Source organism: Micromonospora sp. WMMA1923, assembly GCF_049179195.1.
GTDB classification, from domain to species: domain Bacteria; phylum Actinomycetota; class Actinomycetes; order Mycobacteriales; family Micromonosporaceae; genus Micromonospora; species Micromonospora yangpuensis.
Genome location: NZ_JBMHLZ010000001.1, coordinates 1,388,675 through 1,406,876, shown reverse-complemented (window position 1 = coordinate 1,406,876; position 18,202 = coordinate 1,388,675). Strand labels below are relative to the sequence as shown.

Annotated in this window: 15 protein-coding genes and 1 pseudogene; 7 read left to right on the top strand and 9 right to left on the bottom strand. The window is 72.1% G+C overall.

Annotated elements, in window-relative coordinates:
- The first annotated feature begins 15 nt into the window (after positions 1–15).
- Together ACN28G_RS06385 and ACN28G_RS06380 are read left to right on the top strand one after the other, a co-directional pair.
- Positions 16–714: an HAD family hydrolase gene (locus ACN28G_RS06385; protein WP_421478681.1), complete on the top strand. Its 699-nt coding sequence runs from the start codon at positions 16–18 to the stop codon at positions 712–714.
- 17 nt (positions 715–731) lie between these two features.
- The gene (locus ACN28G_RS06380) at positions 732–1,367 is read left to right on the top strand and encodes an alpha-ketoglutarate-dependent dioxygenase AlkB (protein WP_091436127.1); all 636 of its coding nucleotides are present in this window, start codon (positions 732–734) and stop codon (positions 1,365–1,367) included.
- A gap of 33 nt (positions 1,368–1,400) precedes the next feature.
- Here ACN28G_RS06380 and ACN28G_RS06375 read toward each other — a convergent pair whose 3' ends face one another.
- Positions 1,401–1,643 (bottom strand): GntR family transcriptional regulator, encoded by a 243-nt coding sequence (locus ACN28G_RS06375; protein ID WP_421480867.1) that lies wholly within the window; start codon positions 1,641–1,643, stop codon positions 1,401–1,403.
- A 191-nt stretch (positions 1,644–1,834) separates the two neighbouring features.
- On the opposite strand from ACN28G_RS06375, the gene ACN28G_RS06370 reads away from it, so the two are divergent.
- Positions 1,835–2,074, top strand: coding sequence for a hypothetical protein (locus ACN28G_RS06370; RefSeq protein WP_421478680.1), 240 nt, complete (start codon positions 1,835–1,837; stop codon positions 2,072–2,074).
- A gap of 128 nt (positions 2,075–2,202) precedes the next feature.
- Here ACN28G_RS06370 and ACN28G_RS06365 read toward each other — a convergent pair whose 3' ends face one another.
- Positions 2,203–2,367, bottom strand: a complete 165-nt coding sequence (locus ACN28G_RS06365) for a hypothetical protein (protein WP_421478679.1) — start codon at positions 2,365–2,367, stop codon at positions 2,203–2,205.
- Between the two features lie 127 nt (positions 2,368–2,494).
- Between ACN28G_RS06365 and ACN28G_RS06360 the strand changes: the two genes are divergently transcribed.
- Positions 2,495–3,823, top strand: a complete 1,329-nt coding sequence (locus tag ACN28G_RS06360; protein WP_421478678.1) for a uracil-xanthine permease family protein — start codon at positions 2,495–2,497, stop codon at positions 3,821–3,823.
- A gap of 17 nt (positions 3,824–3,840) precedes the next feature.
- Here the strand turns inward: ACN28G_RS06360 and ACN28G_RS06355 are convergent, their stop codons facing one another.
- Together ACN28G_RS06355 and ACN28G_RS06350 are read right to left on the bottom strand one after the other, a co-directional pair.
- On the bottom strand, positions 3,841–6,330 hold the full coding sequence (locus tag ACN28G_RS06355) for a DNA gyrase/topoisomerase IV subunit A (RefSeq protein ID WP_421478677.1): 2,490 nt from the start codon (positions 6,328–6,330) through the stop codon (positions 3,841–3,843).
- 44 nt (positions 6,331–6,374) lie between these two features.
- On the bottom strand, positions 6,375–8,432 hold the full coding sequence (locus ACN28G_RS06350) for a DNA gyrase/topoisomerase IV subunit B (protein ID WP_421478676.1): 2,058 nt from the start codon (positions 8,430–8,432) through the stop codon (positions 6,375–6,377).
- A 220-nt stretch (positions 8,433–8,652) separates the two neighbouring features.
- On the opposite strand from ACN28G_RS06350, the gene ACN28G_RS06345 reads away from it, so the two are divergent.
- Positions 8,653–9,927, top strand: coding sequence for a hypothetical protein (locus ACN28G_RS06345; protein WP_421480866.1), 1,275 nt, complete (start codon positions 8,653–8,655; stop codon positions 9,925–9,927).
- On the opposite strand, the gene ACN28G_RS06340 is transcribed toward ACN28G_RS06345, so the two are convergent.
- A complete protein-coding gene (locus ACN28G_RS06340; protein ID WP_091436110.1) occupies positions 9,928–10,455 on the bottom strand; it encodes an RrF2 family transcriptional regulator in 528 nt (175 codons plus the stop codon). It abuts the gene before it with no gap.
- Positions 10,456–10,884: 429 nt separating this feature from the next.
- On the opposite strand from ACN28G_RS06340, the gene ACN28G_RS06335 reads away from it, so the two are divergent.
- Positions 10,885–11,538, top strand: coding sequence for a hypothetical protein (locus ACN28G_RS06335; RefSeq protein WP_229688315.1), 654 nt, complete (start codon positions 10,885–10,887; stop codon positions 11,536–11,538).
- Positions 11,539–11,610: 72 nt separating this feature from the next.
- Here the strand turns inward: ACN28G_RS06335 and ACN28G_RS06330 are convergent.
- Positions 11,611–11,775, bottom strand: a pseudogene (locus tag ACN28G_RS06330) (DUF72 domain-containing protein); the annotation flags it as partial.
- Positions 11,776–11,780: 5 nt separating this feature from the next.
- Positions 11,781–13,919, bottom strand: a complete 2,139-nt coding sequence (locus tag ACN28G_RS06325; RefSeq protein WP_091436107.1) for a DUF6541 family protein — start codon at positions 13,917–13,919, stop codon at positions 11,781–11,783.
- 699 nt (positions 13,920–14,618) lie between these two features.
- Between ACN28G_RS06325 and ACN28G_RS06320 the strand changes: the two genes are divergently transcribed.
- Positions 14,619–15,665, top strand: a complete 1,047-nt coding sequence (locus ACN28G_RS06320; RefSeq protein WP_421478675.1) for an NAD(P)-dependent alcohol dehydrogenase — start codon at positions 14,619–14,621, stop codon at positions 15,663–15,665.
- A gap of 17 nt (positions 15,666–15,682) precedes the next feature.
- Here the strand turns inward: ACN28G_RS06320 and ACN28G_RS06315 are convergent, their stop codons facing one another.
- Together ACN28G_RS06315 and ACN28G_RS06310 are read right to left on the bottom strand one after the other, a co-directional pair.
- Positions 15,683–17,473 (bottom strand): SpoIIE family protein phosphatase, encoded by a 1,791-nt coding sequence (locus tag ACN28G_RS06315; RefSeq protein ID WP_175440493.1) that lies wholly within the window; start codon positions 17,471–17,473, stop codon positions 15,683–15,685.
- Positions 17,474–17,776: 303 nt separating this feature from the next.
- A complete protein-coding gene (locus ACN28G_RS06310; protein ID WP_421478674.1) occupies positions 17,777–18,079 on the bottom strand; it encodes a hypothetical protein in 303 nt (100 codons plus the stop codon).
- Between the last annotated feature and the right edge of the window lie 123 nt (positions 18,080–18,202).

The window sequence follows — 18,202 nt, the reverse complement described above, 5'->3', positions numbered from 1 at the left end:
GACGGAGGCAGACACGTGATCGACGCGGTCTTCTTTGATGTGGGCGGCACCATCCTCGACGAGTCCCGCGAGTTCGCGGACTGGGCGGACTGGCTCGGCGTGCCCCGGCACACCTTCTCCGCGGTCTTCGGTGCGGTGATCGCCCGGGGGTTGGACTACCAGGAGGTGTTCCGGGTCTTCCGGCCCGGCTTCGATCTCGCGGTCGAGAACGAGCGCCGAGCAGCCGCCGGCAAGCCGGAGACGTTCGGCGAGGAGGATCTGTACCCGGACGCGCGGGCGTGCCTGACCGCCCTGCGGGACCAGGGCCTGCGGGTGGGTCTGGCCGGCAACCAGCCAGCCCATGCCGAGGCGAGCCTCCGCGCCCTCGACCTGCCCGTGGACGTCATCGGCACGTCGCACGGTTGGGGCGTGGCGAAGCCGGCACCGGCCTTCTTCGAACGGGTCGTCCGGGCCGGCGGCGGCGAGGCGTCCTCGATCCTGTACGTCGGCGACCGGCCCGACAATGATGCCCGCCCAGCCAGCGCCGCCGGCATGAAGACGTGCCTGATCAGGCGTGGTCCGTGGGGTCACATCCTCGACCTTCCGGCGGTGTCCGGGGAGTGCCTGTTCCGCATCGACTCGCTGGACGAACTCCCGGCCCTGGTGGCGGGACACAACGCGGCTGCCCGGCCCGCTCACCGACCACACCGGGAGATAGCACAGGCGTACGAATAGGCAGGTAGGGTGGGTGCATGTCCGGGGCCGCCTACCAGCCGTCGATGCTCGACCTCGCCACCGACGGGCCGTCGCTGGGCCCGCTGACCGGGCTGCGTCGACACCCGCTGAGCCGGGGCGCCTGGGTCGACCACCTGCCCGGCTGGGTGCACGGCTCCGACGAGGTGTTCGGCACCCTGCTCGACCGGGTGCCCTGGCGGGCCGAACGCCGCACCATGTACGACACCGAGGTCGACGTGCCGCGCCTGCTCTGCTGGTACGCCGCCGGCCGGCCGCTGCCGCACCCGACGCTGACCGCCGCCCGGCAGGCGCTGAGCGCGCACTACGCGCCGGAGCTGGGCGAGCCGTTCGTCACCGCCGGGTTGTGCCTCTACCGGGACGGGCGGGACAGCGTCGCCTGGCACGGCGACACCCTGGGCCGCTCCGCGCACGTCGACACCATGGTCGCCATCGTCTCCTTCGGCTCACCCCGGCCGCTGCTGCTGCGGCCCCGCGCCGGCGGCGGGGACACCCTGCGCTTCCCCCTCGGCCACGGTGACCTGGTGGTGATGGGCGGCTCCTGCCAACGCACCTGGGAGCACGCCGTCCCGAAGACCACCCGCCCGGTCGGCCCCCGGGTCAGCGTCCAGTTCCGCCCGACCGGGGTCGCCTGATCCGCCGCACCGGGCGCGGGATGCTCATGATCGTTACACCGTCTCAGGGCTCGTGGCGCCCTCCGACGGGACGTGCCAGCCCACGCCGGGCACCATCACGGCCAGCCCTTCGGCGGCCAGTGCGTCCATCGCCTTCGAGGCGGTCTCTCGTGCCACGCCGTGAGTCTGGGTCAGGGTCTTCTCGGACGGGAGGCGACTTCCGGGCGGGTACTGACCCGCCTCGACTGCCTCACGGAGGATCGCCGCGAGTTGCCGGTATCGCGGTACCGGGGACATCGGATCGATCTCTGCGGTCATTCCTTCATCATCAGGGCGAGTACGAGCACCCACGGCAATAACGGCACCTAGGGCACCCTAGGCAACCTAGGCGAGAGGCGGTACAGTTCGACTAGTCCTCAGAGAAGGCGGCTCCGGTCGGCGCGGACACGCCGAGCCGGGCCTTAATCGGACACGGAGGCCCGAAAACGATGAAAGGTATCCCCGACACACCCCAGCCCTACCCGAAGATGCGCCTCTCGACGATCCTCGTGGTCGGCCCTCGAGAGCTACCGAAGGCAGACACCGTAGAGGTGTGGTTCGATGCCGGTAGCGGTTCAACAGGACAGCGCGTCATCGTTCCCGTCGCGCGCCTGACCCTCTCCACCCTCGATCGAGGGAACGGAGTGACAGCGCTGTACGAGTACGAGTCGCTCTCCCAGCCGAGCTGACCATGGGCAGGCAGGCCTTGTTGGTGCCCCCGTCCCGGCACGCCGCCAACCGCCCTTGCCTAGCGGGAGAAGAGCACCACGTGAGGGCTCGTTGGCACCTTCCTCGGGCCACCTGCCCTCCGCAGGCGTCAAGCGACCCGGCTGCGACGCCGTTCCAGTTCGGCGCGGACCTCGTCGGCCGAGAACGTGTCACCGGCCGCGAACTCCTCCTGCGACTGCCGCAGGTCGGCGAGGGTTTGACTGTCGAGTTCGGCGATCCGAGCCTTGGCGTCCGTGATGGGAACGGTCTCCATAGCGGTCACTGTAGCGACCGCCCGGATCATGGCCGACGAGTCCGGCCGAAACATCGACGAATCGGGGTTCTGCTAGAAACGTCCGGGGTCGATCACGCCCCGTCACCTGCGAGGCGAAGGACGGCCCATGACCGACACCCCCACCGAGCCGCGCTCCCGCTGGGCCGCGTGGACCGTGCACGGCGACGGCCGGACCGTACGCCCCGGCGACGTGGTGCACCCCGGCGAACGGCTCTCCTGGCCGCGTACGGTCGGCATCGGCGTGCAGCACGTGGTGGCGATGTTCGGGGCGACCTTCACGGTGCCGCTGATCACCGGATTCCCGCCGGCCACCACGCTCTTCTTCTCCGGGCTGGGCACCCTGCTGTTCCTGCTGATCACCGGGAACCGGCTGCCGTCGTACCTGGGCTCGTCCTTCGCCTTCATCGCTCCGGTGCTGGCGGCGAAGGCCGGCGGCGACATCGGGCCGGCGCTCGGTGGGATCGTGGTGGCCGGGGCGGCGCTGGCCCTGGTCGGGGTGCTGGTGCAGGTGGTCGGCACCCGGTGGATCGAGGTGTTGATGCCGCCGGTGGTCACCGGGGCGATCGTCGCGCTGATCGGGCTGAACCTGGCCCCGGTGGCCTGGGACGGTGACGGCAGCGGCACCGGGGTCAAGGCCCAGCCGCTGATCGCGGTGGTCACGCTGGCCGCGATCCTGCTCGCCACGGTCGCCTTCCGGGGCTTCGCCGCCCGGCTCAGCATTCTGCTGGGGGTGGTGGTCGGCTGGCTCTTCGCCGCCGCCGTCGGCGGGCTCGACGACGCCGCGTTGACCGGGCTGCGCGACGCCGCCTGGGTGGGGCTGCCGGAGTTCCACGCCCCCAGTTTCAGCTTGCGCGCGACGGTACTGGTGATCCCGGTGATCCTGGTGTTGATCGCGGAGAACGCCGGCCACGTCAAGGCGGTCGCCGCGATGACCGGGCGCAGCCTGGACAAACAGCTGGGGCGGGCCTTCCTCGGCGACGGGCTGGCCACCGTGCTCGCCGGCTCCGGGGGCGGCTCCGGCACCACCACGTACGCGGAGAACATCGGGGTGATGGCGGCGACCCGGGTCTACTCCACCGCCGCGTACTGGGTGGCCGGGTTGACCGCCGTGCTGCTCGGGTTGAGCCCGAAGTTCGGCGCGCTGATCCTCACCGTGCCGGCCGGGGTGCTGGGCGGGGCGACCACCGCCCTGTACGGGTTGATCGCCATCCTCGGTGCCCGGATCTGGATCGAGAGCCGGGTCGACTTCCACGATCCGGTGAACCTGATGACCGCCGCCGTGGCGGTGATCGTCGGCGCGGCCAACTACACGCTGACCGCCGGTGACCTCTCCTTCAACGGCATCGCCCTCGGCACCGCCGCCGCCCTGCTGATCTACCACGGCATGCGCCTGGTGGCCCGGCTGCGCGGCACCACCTCACCCCCCACCGCCTGACCCGACCACCCGGCCGGTTACGGGCGTTCCAGGTGGTGGCCGATCAGGGTGGGGCCGAGCATGACGGCGAAGCCGGAGCCGTCGCGGCGCGGGTCGGCCGGCGGCAGCTCCACCGGGTCGCCGATCGCGGTGGCGCCAGCCGGGCGGGGGCCGACCCAGGCGGCGGTCAGGTCCACCTCGCCCTTGAGCAGCCGCTGGGCGCGCACCCCGCCGGTCGCCCGCCCCTTGGCCGGGTACGCCGCGAACGGGGTGACCTTGACCGTGGCGCCGGTGGAGGTGACCACCATCGGCTCGCCGTGGCTGGGGTCGTCGGTGCGGACCGCGCCGAAGAAGACCACCCGGGCGTCACCGGGCAGGTTCACCCCGGCCATGCCGCCACCCTTGAGCCCCTGCGGCCGGACCAGGGTGGCGGCGAACCGCAGCAGGGACGCCTCGCTGGTGACGAAGGTGAGGCTCTCCGAGCCGTCGGTGAGCCAGGTCGCCCCGACCACCTCGTCGCCGTCGCGCAGCCCGATCACCTCGAACTCGTCGGAGCGGACCGGCCAGTCGGGGGCGCAGACCTTCACCACGCCCTGCCGGGTGCCCAGGGCCAGGCCCGGTGAGCCATCGGCCGACGGCCCGACCGGTGCCAGCCCGACCACGGTCTCCCCGGCCGCCAGCGGCACCAGCTCGGCGGCGGCCATCCCACCGCGCAGCGACACCGTGCCGGCCTGCTGCGGCAGCACCGGCAGCGGCAGCACGTCGACCTTGAAGGCCCGGCCGGCGCTGGTGACCAGCAGGACCCGACCCCGGGCGGTGGAGTGCACCACGGCGCGTACCGTGTCGTGCTTGTCCCGGCCGCTGCTGCGGCGACCCTCGACGGCCTCCTCCGACTCGGCGGCGGTCCGGGCGACCAGGCCGGTGGCGGAGAGGATCACCTGGCACGGGTCGTCGGCCACCTCCAGCGGGCCGGCGGGGGCCGAGGCGGCGAGCACCTCCTTGAGGTCACCGTCGACAAGGGTGGTCCGCCGGGGCGCGGCGAACTGCTTGGCCACCGCCGCCAGCTCGTCGGAGACCAGCTTGCGCAGCACCTTCTCGTCGTCGAGGATCGCGGAGAGCTCGGCGATCTCGCGGCGCAGCTTCTCCTGCTCGGCCTCCAGCTCCAGCCGGTCGAACTTGGTGAGCCGGCGCAGCGGGGTGTCCAGGATGTAGCTGGCCTGGATGTCGGAGAGCCGGAACTTCTGCATCAATCCGTCCTTGGCCGCCTGCGCGTCGTCGGCGGCCCGGATCAGCTTGACCACCTTGTCGATGTCGAGCAGGGCGATCAGCAGCCCGTCGACCAGGTGCAGCCGCTCCTCGCGCTTGCGGCGGCGGTGCGCGGTGCGCCGGGTGACCACCTCGTAGCGGTGGGCCAGGAAGACCTCCAGCAGCGACTTCAACCCGAGGGTACGCGGCTGCCCGTCGACCAGGACGAGGTTGTTGACGCCGAAGGACTGCTCCAGCGGGGTGAGCCGGTAGAGGTCGGCCAGCAGCGCCTGCGGGTTGACCCCGACCTTGCACTCGACGACCAGCCGGGTGCCGTTCTCCCGGTCGGTGAGGTCCTTGACGTCGGCGATGCCGGTCAGCCGCTTGGTCTTGTTGACCTCGTTGGTGATCGCGGTGATGACCTTCTCCGCGCCGACGCCGTAGGGCAACTCCACCACGGTGATCGCCTGCCGGCCCCGGCTGCCCTCGACCGGCCCGATGCGCACCTTGCCCCGCATCCGGACCACGCCCCGGCCGGTCTCGTAGGCCCGGCGCACCTCGTCAAGGCCGAGCAGGGTGCCTCCGGTGGGCAGGTCCGGGCCGGGCACGAACTCCATCAGCTTGTCCAGGGTGGCATCCGGGTGCCGGATCAGCCACCGCGCGGCGGCCACCACCTCGCCGAGGTTGTGCGGGATCATGTTGGTGGCCATCCCGACCGCGATCCCGGACGCCCCGTTGACCAGCAGGTTGGGGAAGGCGGCCGGCAGCACGGTCGGCTGGGTCAGTGAGCCGTCGTAGTTCGGCTCGACGTCGACGGTCTCCTCCCCCAGCTCGCCGACGAGCAGCATCGCCTCCCGCGACATCCGTGACTCTGTGTAACGGGCAGCTGCCGGTCCATCGTCTGGGCTCCCAAAATTTCCATGCCCGTCGATGAGTGGGGTGTTCAGGGAGAAGTCCTGGGCCAGCCGGACCATGGCGTCGTAGATGGCCGTGTCGCCGTGCGGGTGGTAGCGGCCCATCACGTCGCCGACCACCCGGGCGGACTTGACGTACGGGCGGTCCGGGCGGAACCCGGACTCGTGCATCGAGTAGAGGATGCGCCGGTGCACCGGCTTGAGCCCGTCGCGGGCGTCGGGCAGCGCCCGGGAGTGGATCACCGAGAAGGCGTACTCCAGGTAGGAGTCGGAGACCTCGGTGACCAGCGGGTTGTCGAAGACCCGCGCGCCGGCCTGGTCGAACGCGGCGAGGTCCGCCTTCGCGCTGGTGTCCTTGCGGCGTGCCATCGGTCAGCTCTCTTCTCGGCGGGCGGGGGTGGCGTCCAGGGCGCTCACGCGTCGATCGCCTCGCGGTCGACGCGGTCGGCGGAGTCGATCAGCCAGTTGCGGCGCGGCTCGACCTTCTCCCCCATCAGCAGTTCGAGGATCCGCTCGGCGGCCTCGACGTCGTCCAGGGTGATCCGGCGGACCGCCCTGGTCGCCGGGTTCATCGTGGTCTCCCACAGCTCGTCGGCGTCCATCTCGCCGAGGCCCTTGAACCGGGGCACCGGGGTGACGATCTGTTTGCCGGCCTTCTCCAGCTTGCGGATCGTCGCCTCCATCTCGGCCTGGGTGTAGGTGTAGACGGTCTGCGGGCTGCGCCCCTTCGTGGTGATCTTGTGCAGCGGCGGCATCGCGGCGTAGAGCCGGCCCGCCTCGACCAGCGGTCGCATGTACCTGGCGAAGAGGGTGATCAGCAGGGTCCGGATGTGCGCGCCGTCCACGTCGGCGTCCGCCATGATCAGCACTCGGCCGTAGCGCATCGCCGAGAGGTCGAAGGTACGCCCCGAGCCCGCCCCCAGCACCTGCACGATCGCGGCGCACTCGGCGTTGTCCAGCACCTGCTGGAGGTTGGCCTTCTGGACATTGAGGATCTTGCCTCGGATCGGCAGCAGGGCCTGGTATTCGGCGACCCGGGCCATCCGGCTGGAACCCAGGGCGCTGTCACCCTCGACGATGAACAGCTCGCTGCGCTCGACGCCGGTGGAGCGGCAGTCGACCAGCTTCGGCGGCATGGACGCGCCCTCCAGGGCGGTCTTGCGCCGGGCGGCGTCCTTCTGCTGCTTCTGGGTCAGCCGGACCCGGGCCGCGTCGACGATCTTCTGCAGGACGGTTCGCGCCTCGGCCTTGCTGCGCTTGTCCTCCAGCCAGGCCCGCAGGTGCTGGTCTACAAGCGTCTGGATGACCTTGGTGATGCCGGCGGTGGAGAGCTCGTCCTTGGTCTGCGAGGTGAACTGCGGCTCGGGCAGCCGCACGTGCACCACCGCGGTCATCCCCTCCAGGACGTCGTCCAGGGTGGGTGGCTCCTCCTTGGCCCGCAGCAGACCACGGGTGTTGCGCACGGCGTCGCCGAGGGTGCGCACCAGGGCCCGCTCGAAGCCCTTGCGGTGGGTGCCGCCGTGAGCGTTGCGGATGGTGTTGGTGAAGCACTCCACGGTGCGGTCGTAGCCGGTGCCCCAGCGCAGGGCCACCTCGACCTCGGCGCGTCGCTGCACGTTTGACTGCATCACGCCGTTGGCGTCGGCGGCGTTCTCCCGGTAGCCGCCCTCGCCGGTGACCAGCAGGATGCCGGAGACCGGCCGGTCGCCGGCCGGGGCGAGGAACTCGACCATGTCGGTGAGCCCATTGGGGTAGTGGAAGCGCTCCTCGGTGGGCTCCTCGCCGGTGTGGTCGCGCAGCCGGTAGTCGACCCCGGGCACCAGGAAGGCGGTGTTGCGCAGTTTCATCCGGACCGCGGCCACGTCCAGGGTGGCGCCGGTCTCGAAGTAGCGGGCGTCGTGCCAGTACCGGATCGAGGTGCCGGTGGACTGGCCCCGCTTCATCGCGCCGGCCACCTGCAGGCCGGGCCCGGGGGTGAAGGGCGCGTCCGGGCCGTCGCCGTCGAAGACCCCGGGTACGCCGTGCCGGAACGACATCGTGTGGATCTTGCCGCCTCGGCGGACGGTGACGTCGAACCGTCGGGCCAGCGCGTTGACCGCCGAGGCGCCCACCCCGTGCAGCCCGCCGGAGGTCTTGTAGCCGGCGCCGCCGAACTTGCCACCGGCGTGCAGCCGGGTCAGCACCAGCTCCACGCCGGAGATGCCGGAGCGGGCGTGCACGTCGGTCGGGATGCCCCGGCCGTCGTCGTCGACCTGCACCGAACCGTCGGCGTGCAGGATCACCTCGACCGTCCTGGCGTGCCCGGCCACCCCCTCGTCGGTGGAGTTGTCCAGGATCTCGTTGACGAGGTGACCCACGCCACGACTGTCGGTCGAGCCGATGTACATCCCGGGGCGCTTGCGGACGGCGTCCAGGCCCTCCAGGTGGGTCAGGTCGTCTGCCCCGTACAGGGTCTCAGGCTCTGCGGTCAACTGGTCGTACTCCCGGTCTCGGCGGCGCGGGCGGCCGACTTCCGGCAAGATCCTTTGCGGCGCGCCGCAGCGAGCCTAGCCCGACACCCCGACATGCTGACGATGCCCCGCGCGAATGCGCACGGCCCCAGGCGTCCGGACGTTGACGTACGTCACACTGCCGTGATGTGATCGGCCATCCGTAGAAACTTTCACATTTCCATGGATGGATGGGGTGGCCATGGCCCGGATCCGGCGTACCGCCCTCGTGGCGGCCCTCAGCGTCGCCACGGTGGCACTGTCGACCGCCGTCGTTCTGTCGACGGACCTCGCCCGGCCGCGCCCGGCGGCGGCGGCCCCACCCACCGCCGCGGTGGCCCTGGGCGACAGCTTCGTCAGCGGCGAGGGCGCCGGGGCGTACACCCCGGTGGTCGACGTGACCGGGGTGGCCCAACCCTTCCCCGGCTGGACCGCGCCGAACAGCAACGCCTTCTTCTGTCACCGCTCGGCCAACGCCTCGCTGCACCAGGCCAGCCTGCCGGGCATCAGCGCGCGGTTCAACCTGGCCTGCTCCGGTGGCCAGCCGCAGGACATCGCCAACCCCAGCGCCAATCGGGCCAAGGGCCGCCAGGTGGCCGCGCAGCTCGACCAGCTGCGGGCGGTCGGGGCGAGTCACGACATCGACCTGGTCCTGGTCGGGCTGGGCTCCAACAACAGCTCCTTCACCTTCGGCAACGTCGCGGAGAAGTGCGCCAACCGGTTCATCGCCGACGCCTGGACCGGCTGGTGGGAGTTCTGGGCGTACCTGGGCGGGCCGGTGGAGCAGAAGCCCTGCGCCGACGCCGACCTGGCCACCGCGGCCCAGCTCAACGCCGCGACGACCGAGACGACCGACGCGGTACGGCAGATCCTCACCACCCTGGCCGAGATCGACACCGACGGGCAGCACCGGGTGGTGCTGCAGGACTACACCAACCCGCTGCCGTTCGACCTCGCACCGACCTACCACTCCGAGGACAGCCGGGACGACACCCGGGACAAGTTCCGCGACCTCGGCGCCGAGCGGTACGCCGCCGGCTGCCCGATCCACCGGGCCAGCCTGCTGCCCGGTCACCGCTTCTCCCAGGGGCTGGGCACGATGGTGGGGGCGGTGCGCAGCACCCTGGCCGCCGAGTTCCCCGCCGCCGATCTGGTGTACCTCAACGTGCAGCAGGCCTTCGACGCGGCCCGGCTCTGCGAGTCGGCGGGCAGCCCGGACGGGACGCTGGCCACCCCGATCCGGTTGCAGGACGGCCCGGACGGCACCGTGGTGACCAGCCTCGCCGGCAAGGACAAGATCGCCATCCAGCGGATCGCCAACACCTGTGTCTCCTACTTCCAGACCTGCCAGGAGTCCTGGCACCCGAACGCGGCCGGACACCGGGTGCTCGGGCAGTGTCTGACCGGTGCGGCCACCGCCACCGACCGTGCGGTGACCTGCGTCCGCTCCCCCGACGGTACGGTCACCCTCGGCTGATCAGCCGACCACGGGCAGGTCCGCCGCCTGCGGCAGGCCCGGCCGGCCCACCGGGCCGGGCGGGCCGACCGTCGGCTGACCGACCAGCACCGGGCCCATCGCCGGCGTCGCGGCCAGGGTGCGCAGCAGGGCACCGGGTGCCCCGGTGATCAGGTCGCTGATCCGTACGCCGTCCAGCACGTCGATGAAGGCCTCGTGGGCCCGGCGCAACTCGACCCGGAGCTGACAACTGGAGAGCAGCGGGCACGGTGGCCGATGACACTCCACCACCTCGTCGTCACCCTCGAAGGCCCGGACGATCTCACCGACGGTCATCTCGCCGGCCCCCTCGGCGATCACCACTCCACCGGAGCGCCCCCGGATGGTGACCAGGACGCCGAGTCTACTGAGCCGCTGCACCACCTTGGCAACGTGGCTGCGGGGCAGCACCAGCGCCATCGCCAACTCGTCCACCGTGGCCCGGGACTGCAATGTCGCCGTCATCATGGCAATTCGCAACGCCATATCTGTCGCCCGGTTTACCTTCACAGCGCAACTGTAACCAAGTAAGTAGTGTTTGCACACTGACGCACCGTTGAATCAGCAGCCCCTTGACCTGGACAACGGGCCGCAAAACCAGACTATTACGTTCCGGTAAGAACAGGACGTCGGAGCCTAATCAGCCAAACATGAACGCAGAATTCCCTTTCAAATCCAGAAAACAGGAGTTTGTCTTTCGGCAATCGTTCACGAAAAACTACCTTACGCCAGCATCCAGACACAGCGAGTGCCGCTTGTTGCATAGATGTTAGCCGGGGCGAGCCGGCCGGCCGCTCCGGTGACACATGCCACAGATGATCTTCGGGTTTCTCCGACCTGTCCATCCCCTGGCCCATAGCGAGCGAGATCCCCGTACGGGTGAATGGTCCGGCGGGTGCGGGGTATGCCGCACCGCCCGATACGGCGGAAGGGGATCAGATGTCCGACACTCACACCACCCTGCGCTCGATGCACGACCTGGGCCTGGCGGCCTGGTTCGGCGGCTCCCTGATGGGAGCGCTCGGGGTCAACGGGGCGGCGACCCAGATCAACGACTCGACCCAACGGCTACCGGTGGCCGCGGCCGGCTGGGCCCGGTGGACCCCGGTCAACGCGGCGGCGATCGGCGCGCACCTGGCCGGCGCGGCAGGCGAACTGGTCACCGAGAGCCCCCGGATGGTCGCCCAGTCCGGGGTCGGGCGGATGAGTGCGGTGAAGACCGCCCTCACCGTCAGCGCGCTCGCCGTGACCGGCTACAGCCGGCTGCTCGGGATGCGGCTGGAACGGGCCGGCGCACCCTCGGTGGGGGGCACCACCGAACCCAACCCCGACACACCCCAGCAGGTGGCCGCCTGCCAACGACAGATGAAGATGCTGCAGTGGGCGATCCCGGCGCTCACCGGGGCGCTGATCGTGGTCACCGCGTACATGGGTGAGCAGCAGAAGCCCGGCCAGGTGCTGCGGGGGATGCTGGGGCGCGCCGGCGGCATGATGACCGGTGCCGGCGGACTGGCGCGGGGCGCCACCGGCGTCAGCATGCTCGCCGCGCGGGGTGCCGCCGCCAGGCGCCGGTCGGCGATGTCGCTGCGCTGACCGGCACCGTCAGCCAGGAGTCCACCGGTCCGGCCGGTTCCGGTCGGACCGACGGCTCCGGCCCGATCCGGCGGCGGCGCGGAACCGGCTCCACACCTCGTCGTACGCCCCGACTGGCAGGTCCCGACGGTGCACCCGGCGCCGGTCCCCGGCCGGTCGCAGGTCCCTCGGCAGCGCCGTGACCGGCGTCGGGTGGCCGGTGAACAGGCTGCACGCCTTGACGTCGAAGGTGAAGCCGCCGGTCAGCCGGTCGGGCAGGCCCGTCCCGCCTCGGTCACCTGGTAGACCTGGATCCCGCCGACCTGGTGGACCAGCCGTACCCGCTCGCTGGCGGGCAGTCGCTCCGGTCGGTAGCGGGCCGCCCAGCCGGGCACCTGCCGGTCGCCCACCATGACGTACTCGATGCCGAACCGGCGGACCGTGCACCCGTCCGCGGCCGCGTCGGGGACCTCGGCCAACCAGTCCCAGGCCGCGAAGCGGGCCGGATAGTCGGTCGGATCGCTGGGCGACAGCGGCGGGATGCCGAACAGGGTGGGCACCCCGTAGTCGGCGTGCAGCCAGGACATGAAGTGCAGGTGCCGCTCGTAGGCGACCACCCCGCCGGGCGGTACGCGCTCGGCCACCCAGGCGAACGCCGCCCGGTAGGAGGGGCCGACCGGCGCCTGCCGTTCCACCTCGGCGCGCAACGGTCGCCAGGTGGCCGGCAGCGCGGCGAGCACCGCCAGACCGGCCACCACCGCCACCGCCGTGAACGCCGCCGGCCGCCCACCGTCGCGGGCACCCTCGCGGGTCGGGGTGGCCCGGCGGGCGAGGCGGTCGAGCAGCCAGCGCAGACCGGTGCCGAGTACCACCGCGCCGGCCACGGTGGCCACGCCGTACACCGGGAAGATCATGGTCCGGGGGCGTTCCCGGATGCCGTACCAGAGACCGGCCACGGCCTGCACCACGCCGGCGTCGGAACTCACCGTCGCGATGCCGACCAGGGTGAACACCACCCCGGCCAGCAACCACGGCCGGGCCCACCGCAGCGGCCGCAGCACCAGCGCCAACGGCGCGGCGAGCAGGCAGGCGACGGTGATTCCGAGCGCGACCTGGATGCTCGGCACCCCCAGCTGGAAGTCCGCCCCGCCGGGCGCCGGGTAGCCCAGCAGCACGTAACGCTGCGGGTCGGTGACCCAGAACCCGACCGCCTCACCCCACCGCCCGAGCAGGCTGGGGGGTTCGCTGCGGCGTTCACCGCCGGCACCGAAGATCGCGCCCAGCAGCGGCACGATCGGCACCAGCCCGCCCACCACCAGCGCCCCCACACCGACGCCGGTACGCCGCCAGGACCGGTCCCGCCCCAGGGCCCACGCGACACCGAGCGCGAGCACCCCGACGAAGAGCACGTCGTAGCTGTGGGTCAGCAGGATGCCGGCCCCGGCGAGACCCCCCAGCAGCCCGGTCCGGACCGGATGGTGGCCCCGCAGGGCCAGACCGATCAGCAGCGCGGCACCGCCGGCCAGGCAGGGCGCGGCCTGCTCGTTGAGCCGTCCGGTGAGCATCGACGTCCACAGCGGGCCGAGGAAGACCGGCGCGGTGGCGGCGGCCGCCGCCACCGCGGGCCGACCGCCGAGCACCCGGACGCAGGCGTAGATCCCCGCCACCAGGGCCACCGGCGCGACGACGATCGCCCAGGTCGCCATGACCGTGCTCAGCCGGCCACCGGAGAGCTGGGTCGCCTGCGCCCAGGCGACGTTGCCGGCCAGCGGGTAGAACCCGCAGGAGGCGATCGTCTCGGTGGAGCCGGAGCTGCAGACCTCGCCGATCACGGTGCTGCCGCTGTCCAGGATCCGGCGGGTCAGGTAGCCGTGGTTCATCAGGTCCCACCCGGGCGGCGCGACCAGCCGGCCGAGGATCAGCCAGCCGTAGCCGACCGCGACCGTCGCGGGCACAGCCACCCCGAGCAGGTCCGCCCACGACGGCCGGACCGTCGGCAGCCACCGGCGCGACCGCCCGCCCGGGACCTCCGCCGAAGCAGACGGCCGACCCCGGCCGAACCAGCGCGCCAGGGCGGACGGCCGGCCCCGGCCGAACCAGCAGGCCGGGGCGAACGGCCGACCACGGCCGAACCAGCAGGCCGGGGCGAGCGGCCGGCCCCGGCCGAACCAGCGGGCCGCTGCGACCACCGCGCCGGCCAGCACCAGCTCGGCGATCAGGACCGCGCCCGCGCTGTCGGGCAGCCCCAGCAGCGGCAGCCAGGCCATGGCGAGCGCGATCAGACCGAGGGTGAGCGTCGGCGCCGCCGCCCAGGCGACCCAGCGGTACCGCCCGGGCGGCAGGACGAAGCCGAGCAGCGCCCCCGGCACGACGGCGACGAGCAGCGCGATGACGACGGTCAACGGTGACGGCCTTCCCCGTGGCACACCGGGACACGGGGCGGCCCGGCGCGGCAAGTATAGGAATCCCGGTGGATCTTCCCAGTGCCCCGGCAAACCAAGCCCGATGCCTGCCCGCCCGCCTGGTGGGCAGACGGACATCACCGCCCTGACCGACGACCCGCACCTGAACGTCGTCCCCCGCCGACGCCCACCCTGGTACGGCTAGCCGGGCTGGCTCCGGTCGACCTGACCGGCGAGGCGAGGCAAGGCGAGGCGAGGCGGGGCGGGGCGGGGCGGGGCGGGGCATGATCGACTCGGTTGGGCCGAAATGGCTGTGTCGAAGGGCCCCGGACCCCGCCATTTCAGCGCAACCGAGTCGATCAACGCCAGCACACCCTCGGGCGGGGGGTCAGGTGGCGTGGAAGTCGCGGGCCTTGACACCGCCAACGAAAAGCCGGCAGGCGGGCAACATCCCGGTCGTAGTGCCCCGACCGGAACAGGCGGGACACAACATCCTGGTTGTAGTAGAGCCGGGCGGGGCAGGCGAGGACGACATCCTGGTTGTTGCGCCACATCTGTGACGGCGCTTCCCGGTGGCGTGGGTGGGCGTCACGCGAGCTGCGGCCGACAAGACCCGCGCCCGGACGAGACCCGCGCCCGGTTTGTCGGGCGGCAAACCGGGCAGCCAGCAGCGACCGACGAGGACGGGAGATTGGTGCGATGCGCGCACTACGGCTGCTGAACTGGAAGTCCGAGCCCGAGCTGACCGAGGTCGACGAGCCGAGTCCCGGCCCCGGCGAGGTGGTCGTCAAGGTGGGTGCGGCCGGGGCTTGCCACTCCGATCTGCACCTGATGCACGACTTCACCGCCGGCGCGGTGCCCTGGAACCCGCCGTTCACCCTCGGGCACGAGAACGCCGGTTGGGTGCACACCCTCGGTGCCGGGGTGACCGGGCTGGAGGTGGGGCAGCCGGTCGCGGTCTACGGCCCGTGGGGTTGCGGCACCTGCCCCCGGTGCCGGCTCGGCATCGACCCGTACTGCGAGAACCCGGCCGGCGCGCCGGTGCCCGGTGGCGGTGGTGGGCTGGGCCTCGACGGCGGCATGGCCGAGTACGAGCTGGTGCCGGACGCCCGGCACCTGGTGCCGTTGCCGGACGGGCTCGACCCGGTGCACGCCGCGCCGTTGACCGACGCCGGCCTCACCCCGTACCACGCGATCCGTCGGTCCTGGCCGAAGCTGCCACCTGGCAGCTTCGCCGTGGTGATCGGAGTGGGCGGCCTGGGGCACTTGGGGGTGCAGATCCTCAAGGCGACCACCGCGGCGCGGGTGATCGCGGTGGACACCCGCCCGGACACGCTGCGGCTGGCCCAGGAGTACGGCGCGGACGAGGTCATGGTCAGCTCGGACGGCACCGCCGACGAGATCCGCAGGATCACCGGTGGGCGCGGGGCCGACGTGGTGCTGGACTTCGTCGGCGCGGACCCGACCGTACGGCTGGGCGCGGCGGTGGCCCGCACCGTCGGTGACCTGACCATCGTCGGGTTGGGCGGTGGCACCCTGCCGGTGTCGTTCTTCGGCGTCCCCTACGAGCTGAGCATCCAGACCACCTACTGGGGCAGTCGGCCCGAGCTGATCGAGGTGCTCGACCTCGGGGCCCGTGGCCTGGTCAAGCCGAAGATCACCACGTTCGACCTGGCCGACGCGCCGCGGGCCTACCAGCAGTTGAGCGAGGGCACCCTGGAGGGCCGCGCGGTCATCGTGCCCTGAGCCGGCGGCCGGACCGGTCAGCCACAACGCATCACCAGCAGGGCGATGTCATCGGAGTGGTCGGCCGGGGCCACGCCGAGCAGCAGGTCGCAGACCTTCTCGGCGGAGGTGTCCCCGACCTGGCGGAGCACCTCGGACAACTCGGTGATGCCCTCGTCGAGGACCCCGGTGCGCCGCTCGATCAACCCGTCGCTGTAGAGCACCAGCGTGCTTCCGGCGTGCAACTCCAGGCTGCTGTCGTGCCGGGGAGCCGCCGGGTTGACCCCGAGCAGCAGGTCATGCGAGTGGAGCACCTGCACCGTGCCGTCGGGGTGGCGCAGCAGCGGCGGTGGGTGCCCGGCGTTGGACCAGTACAGCAGCTGGGTCGGGGTACCGGGTCGGCCGGCTTCCAGCCGGACCAGCACCGCGGTCGCCAGGGCTCCGACCTGGAGCCCCTTCATCGCCCGATCGAGGCGGGTGAGCAGGGTCGCCGGGTGGTCGTCGCTGTCGTGGGCGAGCCCGCGCAGCAGGTTGCGCAACTGCCCCATCGCGGCCACGGCCACCCGGTCGTGCCCGGTGACGTCCCCGACGACCAGGACGGTGGCCCCGTTGGCCGTCTCGAAGGCGTCGTACCAGTCGCCGCCGACGTGGGCCTCGTGGGCGGCGGGCTGGTAGCGCACCGCGATGTCCAACAGACCGCTGGTCGGCGGTTGGGTGAGCAGGCTGCGTTGCAACGCCTCGGAGAGCCGTTGCCGGGCCAGCGCGCTCTCCCGCTGGGCACGCAGGTGCTGGATCCGGTCCAGTGCCTGGGCGCACTGCGCGGCGACCGCCTCCAGCATGGTGATCTCGTCCGGGGCGAAGACCCGCTCGTCCGGCCAGGAGACCGCCAACGCGCCGAGCAGCCGGGTACCGACCCGCAACGGCAGGAACGCCCAGGCGTCCCGCCCGGTCAGGTCGTACACCTCGGCCATCGCCGGGGTGAACTCCAGCCCGGCGGTGCGGTCGGGCAGCAGCAGCGGCAACCCGGTGCGCGCGGTGTACGCCCCGGGCAGCGGGCTGTCGAACGGCAGGTCGTCGTAGGTCACCGCGACCTGCTCGCCGAGCCGCTCGCTGACCGCCAGCCGCAGTCGCTCGCCGTCGGCGACGATCAGCGCGCCGCCGTCACCGCCGAGCACCGGCATGGCGCTGTCCACCACGATCCGGGTCAGGTCGTCCAGGGTTTCGGCGCTGAGTAGCTCCAACGCCACCACGGCCAGCCGGTTGAGCCGTTCGTCGGCCCGGCGTTCGGCCCGCCGCGCGGACTCGAACTCCCGTTCCCGCGCCTCGGCGACCTGGCGCACCGCCGCGGCCTGCGCGCCCACCCGCTCGTCACGTTCCCGCTCGGCGGTCAGCACGGCGGTGATGTCCAGTCCGGTCACCACCAGGTGGCTGACCGACCCGTGGTCGTCGCGGACCGGGTGCAGGGCCAGGTCGGCCATCCGGGGCTCGCCGTCGCCCAGGTAGTACCGGGTGGTGGTGCGCACCGGCGTGCCGGTGCGCAGCGCGGTGCGGCACCAGGTCCGGACGTTGCCGCAGACGTGCGGGTCACGCGCCCACCAGCCGCCGTCGGCGAATTCCCGGCCGAGCACGTCGGCCCGGGCCAGGCCAGCCCCCTCGATGGCCGGGTGGTTGCCGTCGAGCACCCGCCCCTGCCGGTCCAGGATGACGCAGAGCAGCAGCGGGGTCTCGTACAGCGCCCGGAACCAGCCGGCCGGCACCGCCGCGTCCAGCTCCGCCACGCCGTCGGGGGCACCGTCGAGGTGCTGTCGGTCCACGGGATTCTCGCGCACCCACACCGCCTCCTCCGCCGCACCTGAAGCTCCGTGCGGTGCCTCGGCAGCGGCCGAGAACCGTCGGAGGTAGGCAGCGATGCCCGCCAGGCGGCTCCGGAAAACCCCGGTCGCCAAGGTCGGTTCGGCGAGCAGGGTCACCATCGCCAGGCAGGTGTGAGAAGGATCGGCGCAGGGAATCAGAGTGCCGCAGGTCTCCCGTCACAGCACCCCGATGGTCGGAGCAGCCCGATGGTCCGAGCAGCCCGATGGTCGGAGCAGCCCGATGGTCGGAGCAGCCCGATGGTCGGAGCAGCCCCGTTGTCAGAGCAGCATGGTGCGGGGGTCGGCGGCCATCGCGCGCAACCAGCCGGCCGCCTCCCGGGCACCCGGACAGTGCGCCCACCCGAGCGCGTCGGCCAGCGCCGCCAGCGCGCCCGAGGCCAGGGCGAGGACGGCCGAGAGCTGTGCGTTGCGGCCCATCGTCACGAACTGCCCCAGAATGGCCCCGAGGCAGCCGCAGAGCACCACCAGCAGGAAGCCGGCCACCGTCAGGGAGATCACCCGTCCGGTGCGGCTGCGTTGGAAGCCGACCGACAGGTCGAGCGACGAAACACCAGGCTGCATGGCAGCGAGTCTGACAGTCCCAGACAAGCCGCTGCTGGGCGCCACCGCCGGCGGGAAACGACGGGTGCCGCTGTGACCGACCCGGGTACGGGCGGTAGCGTGGCGCAACGCCACGGCCGTGGG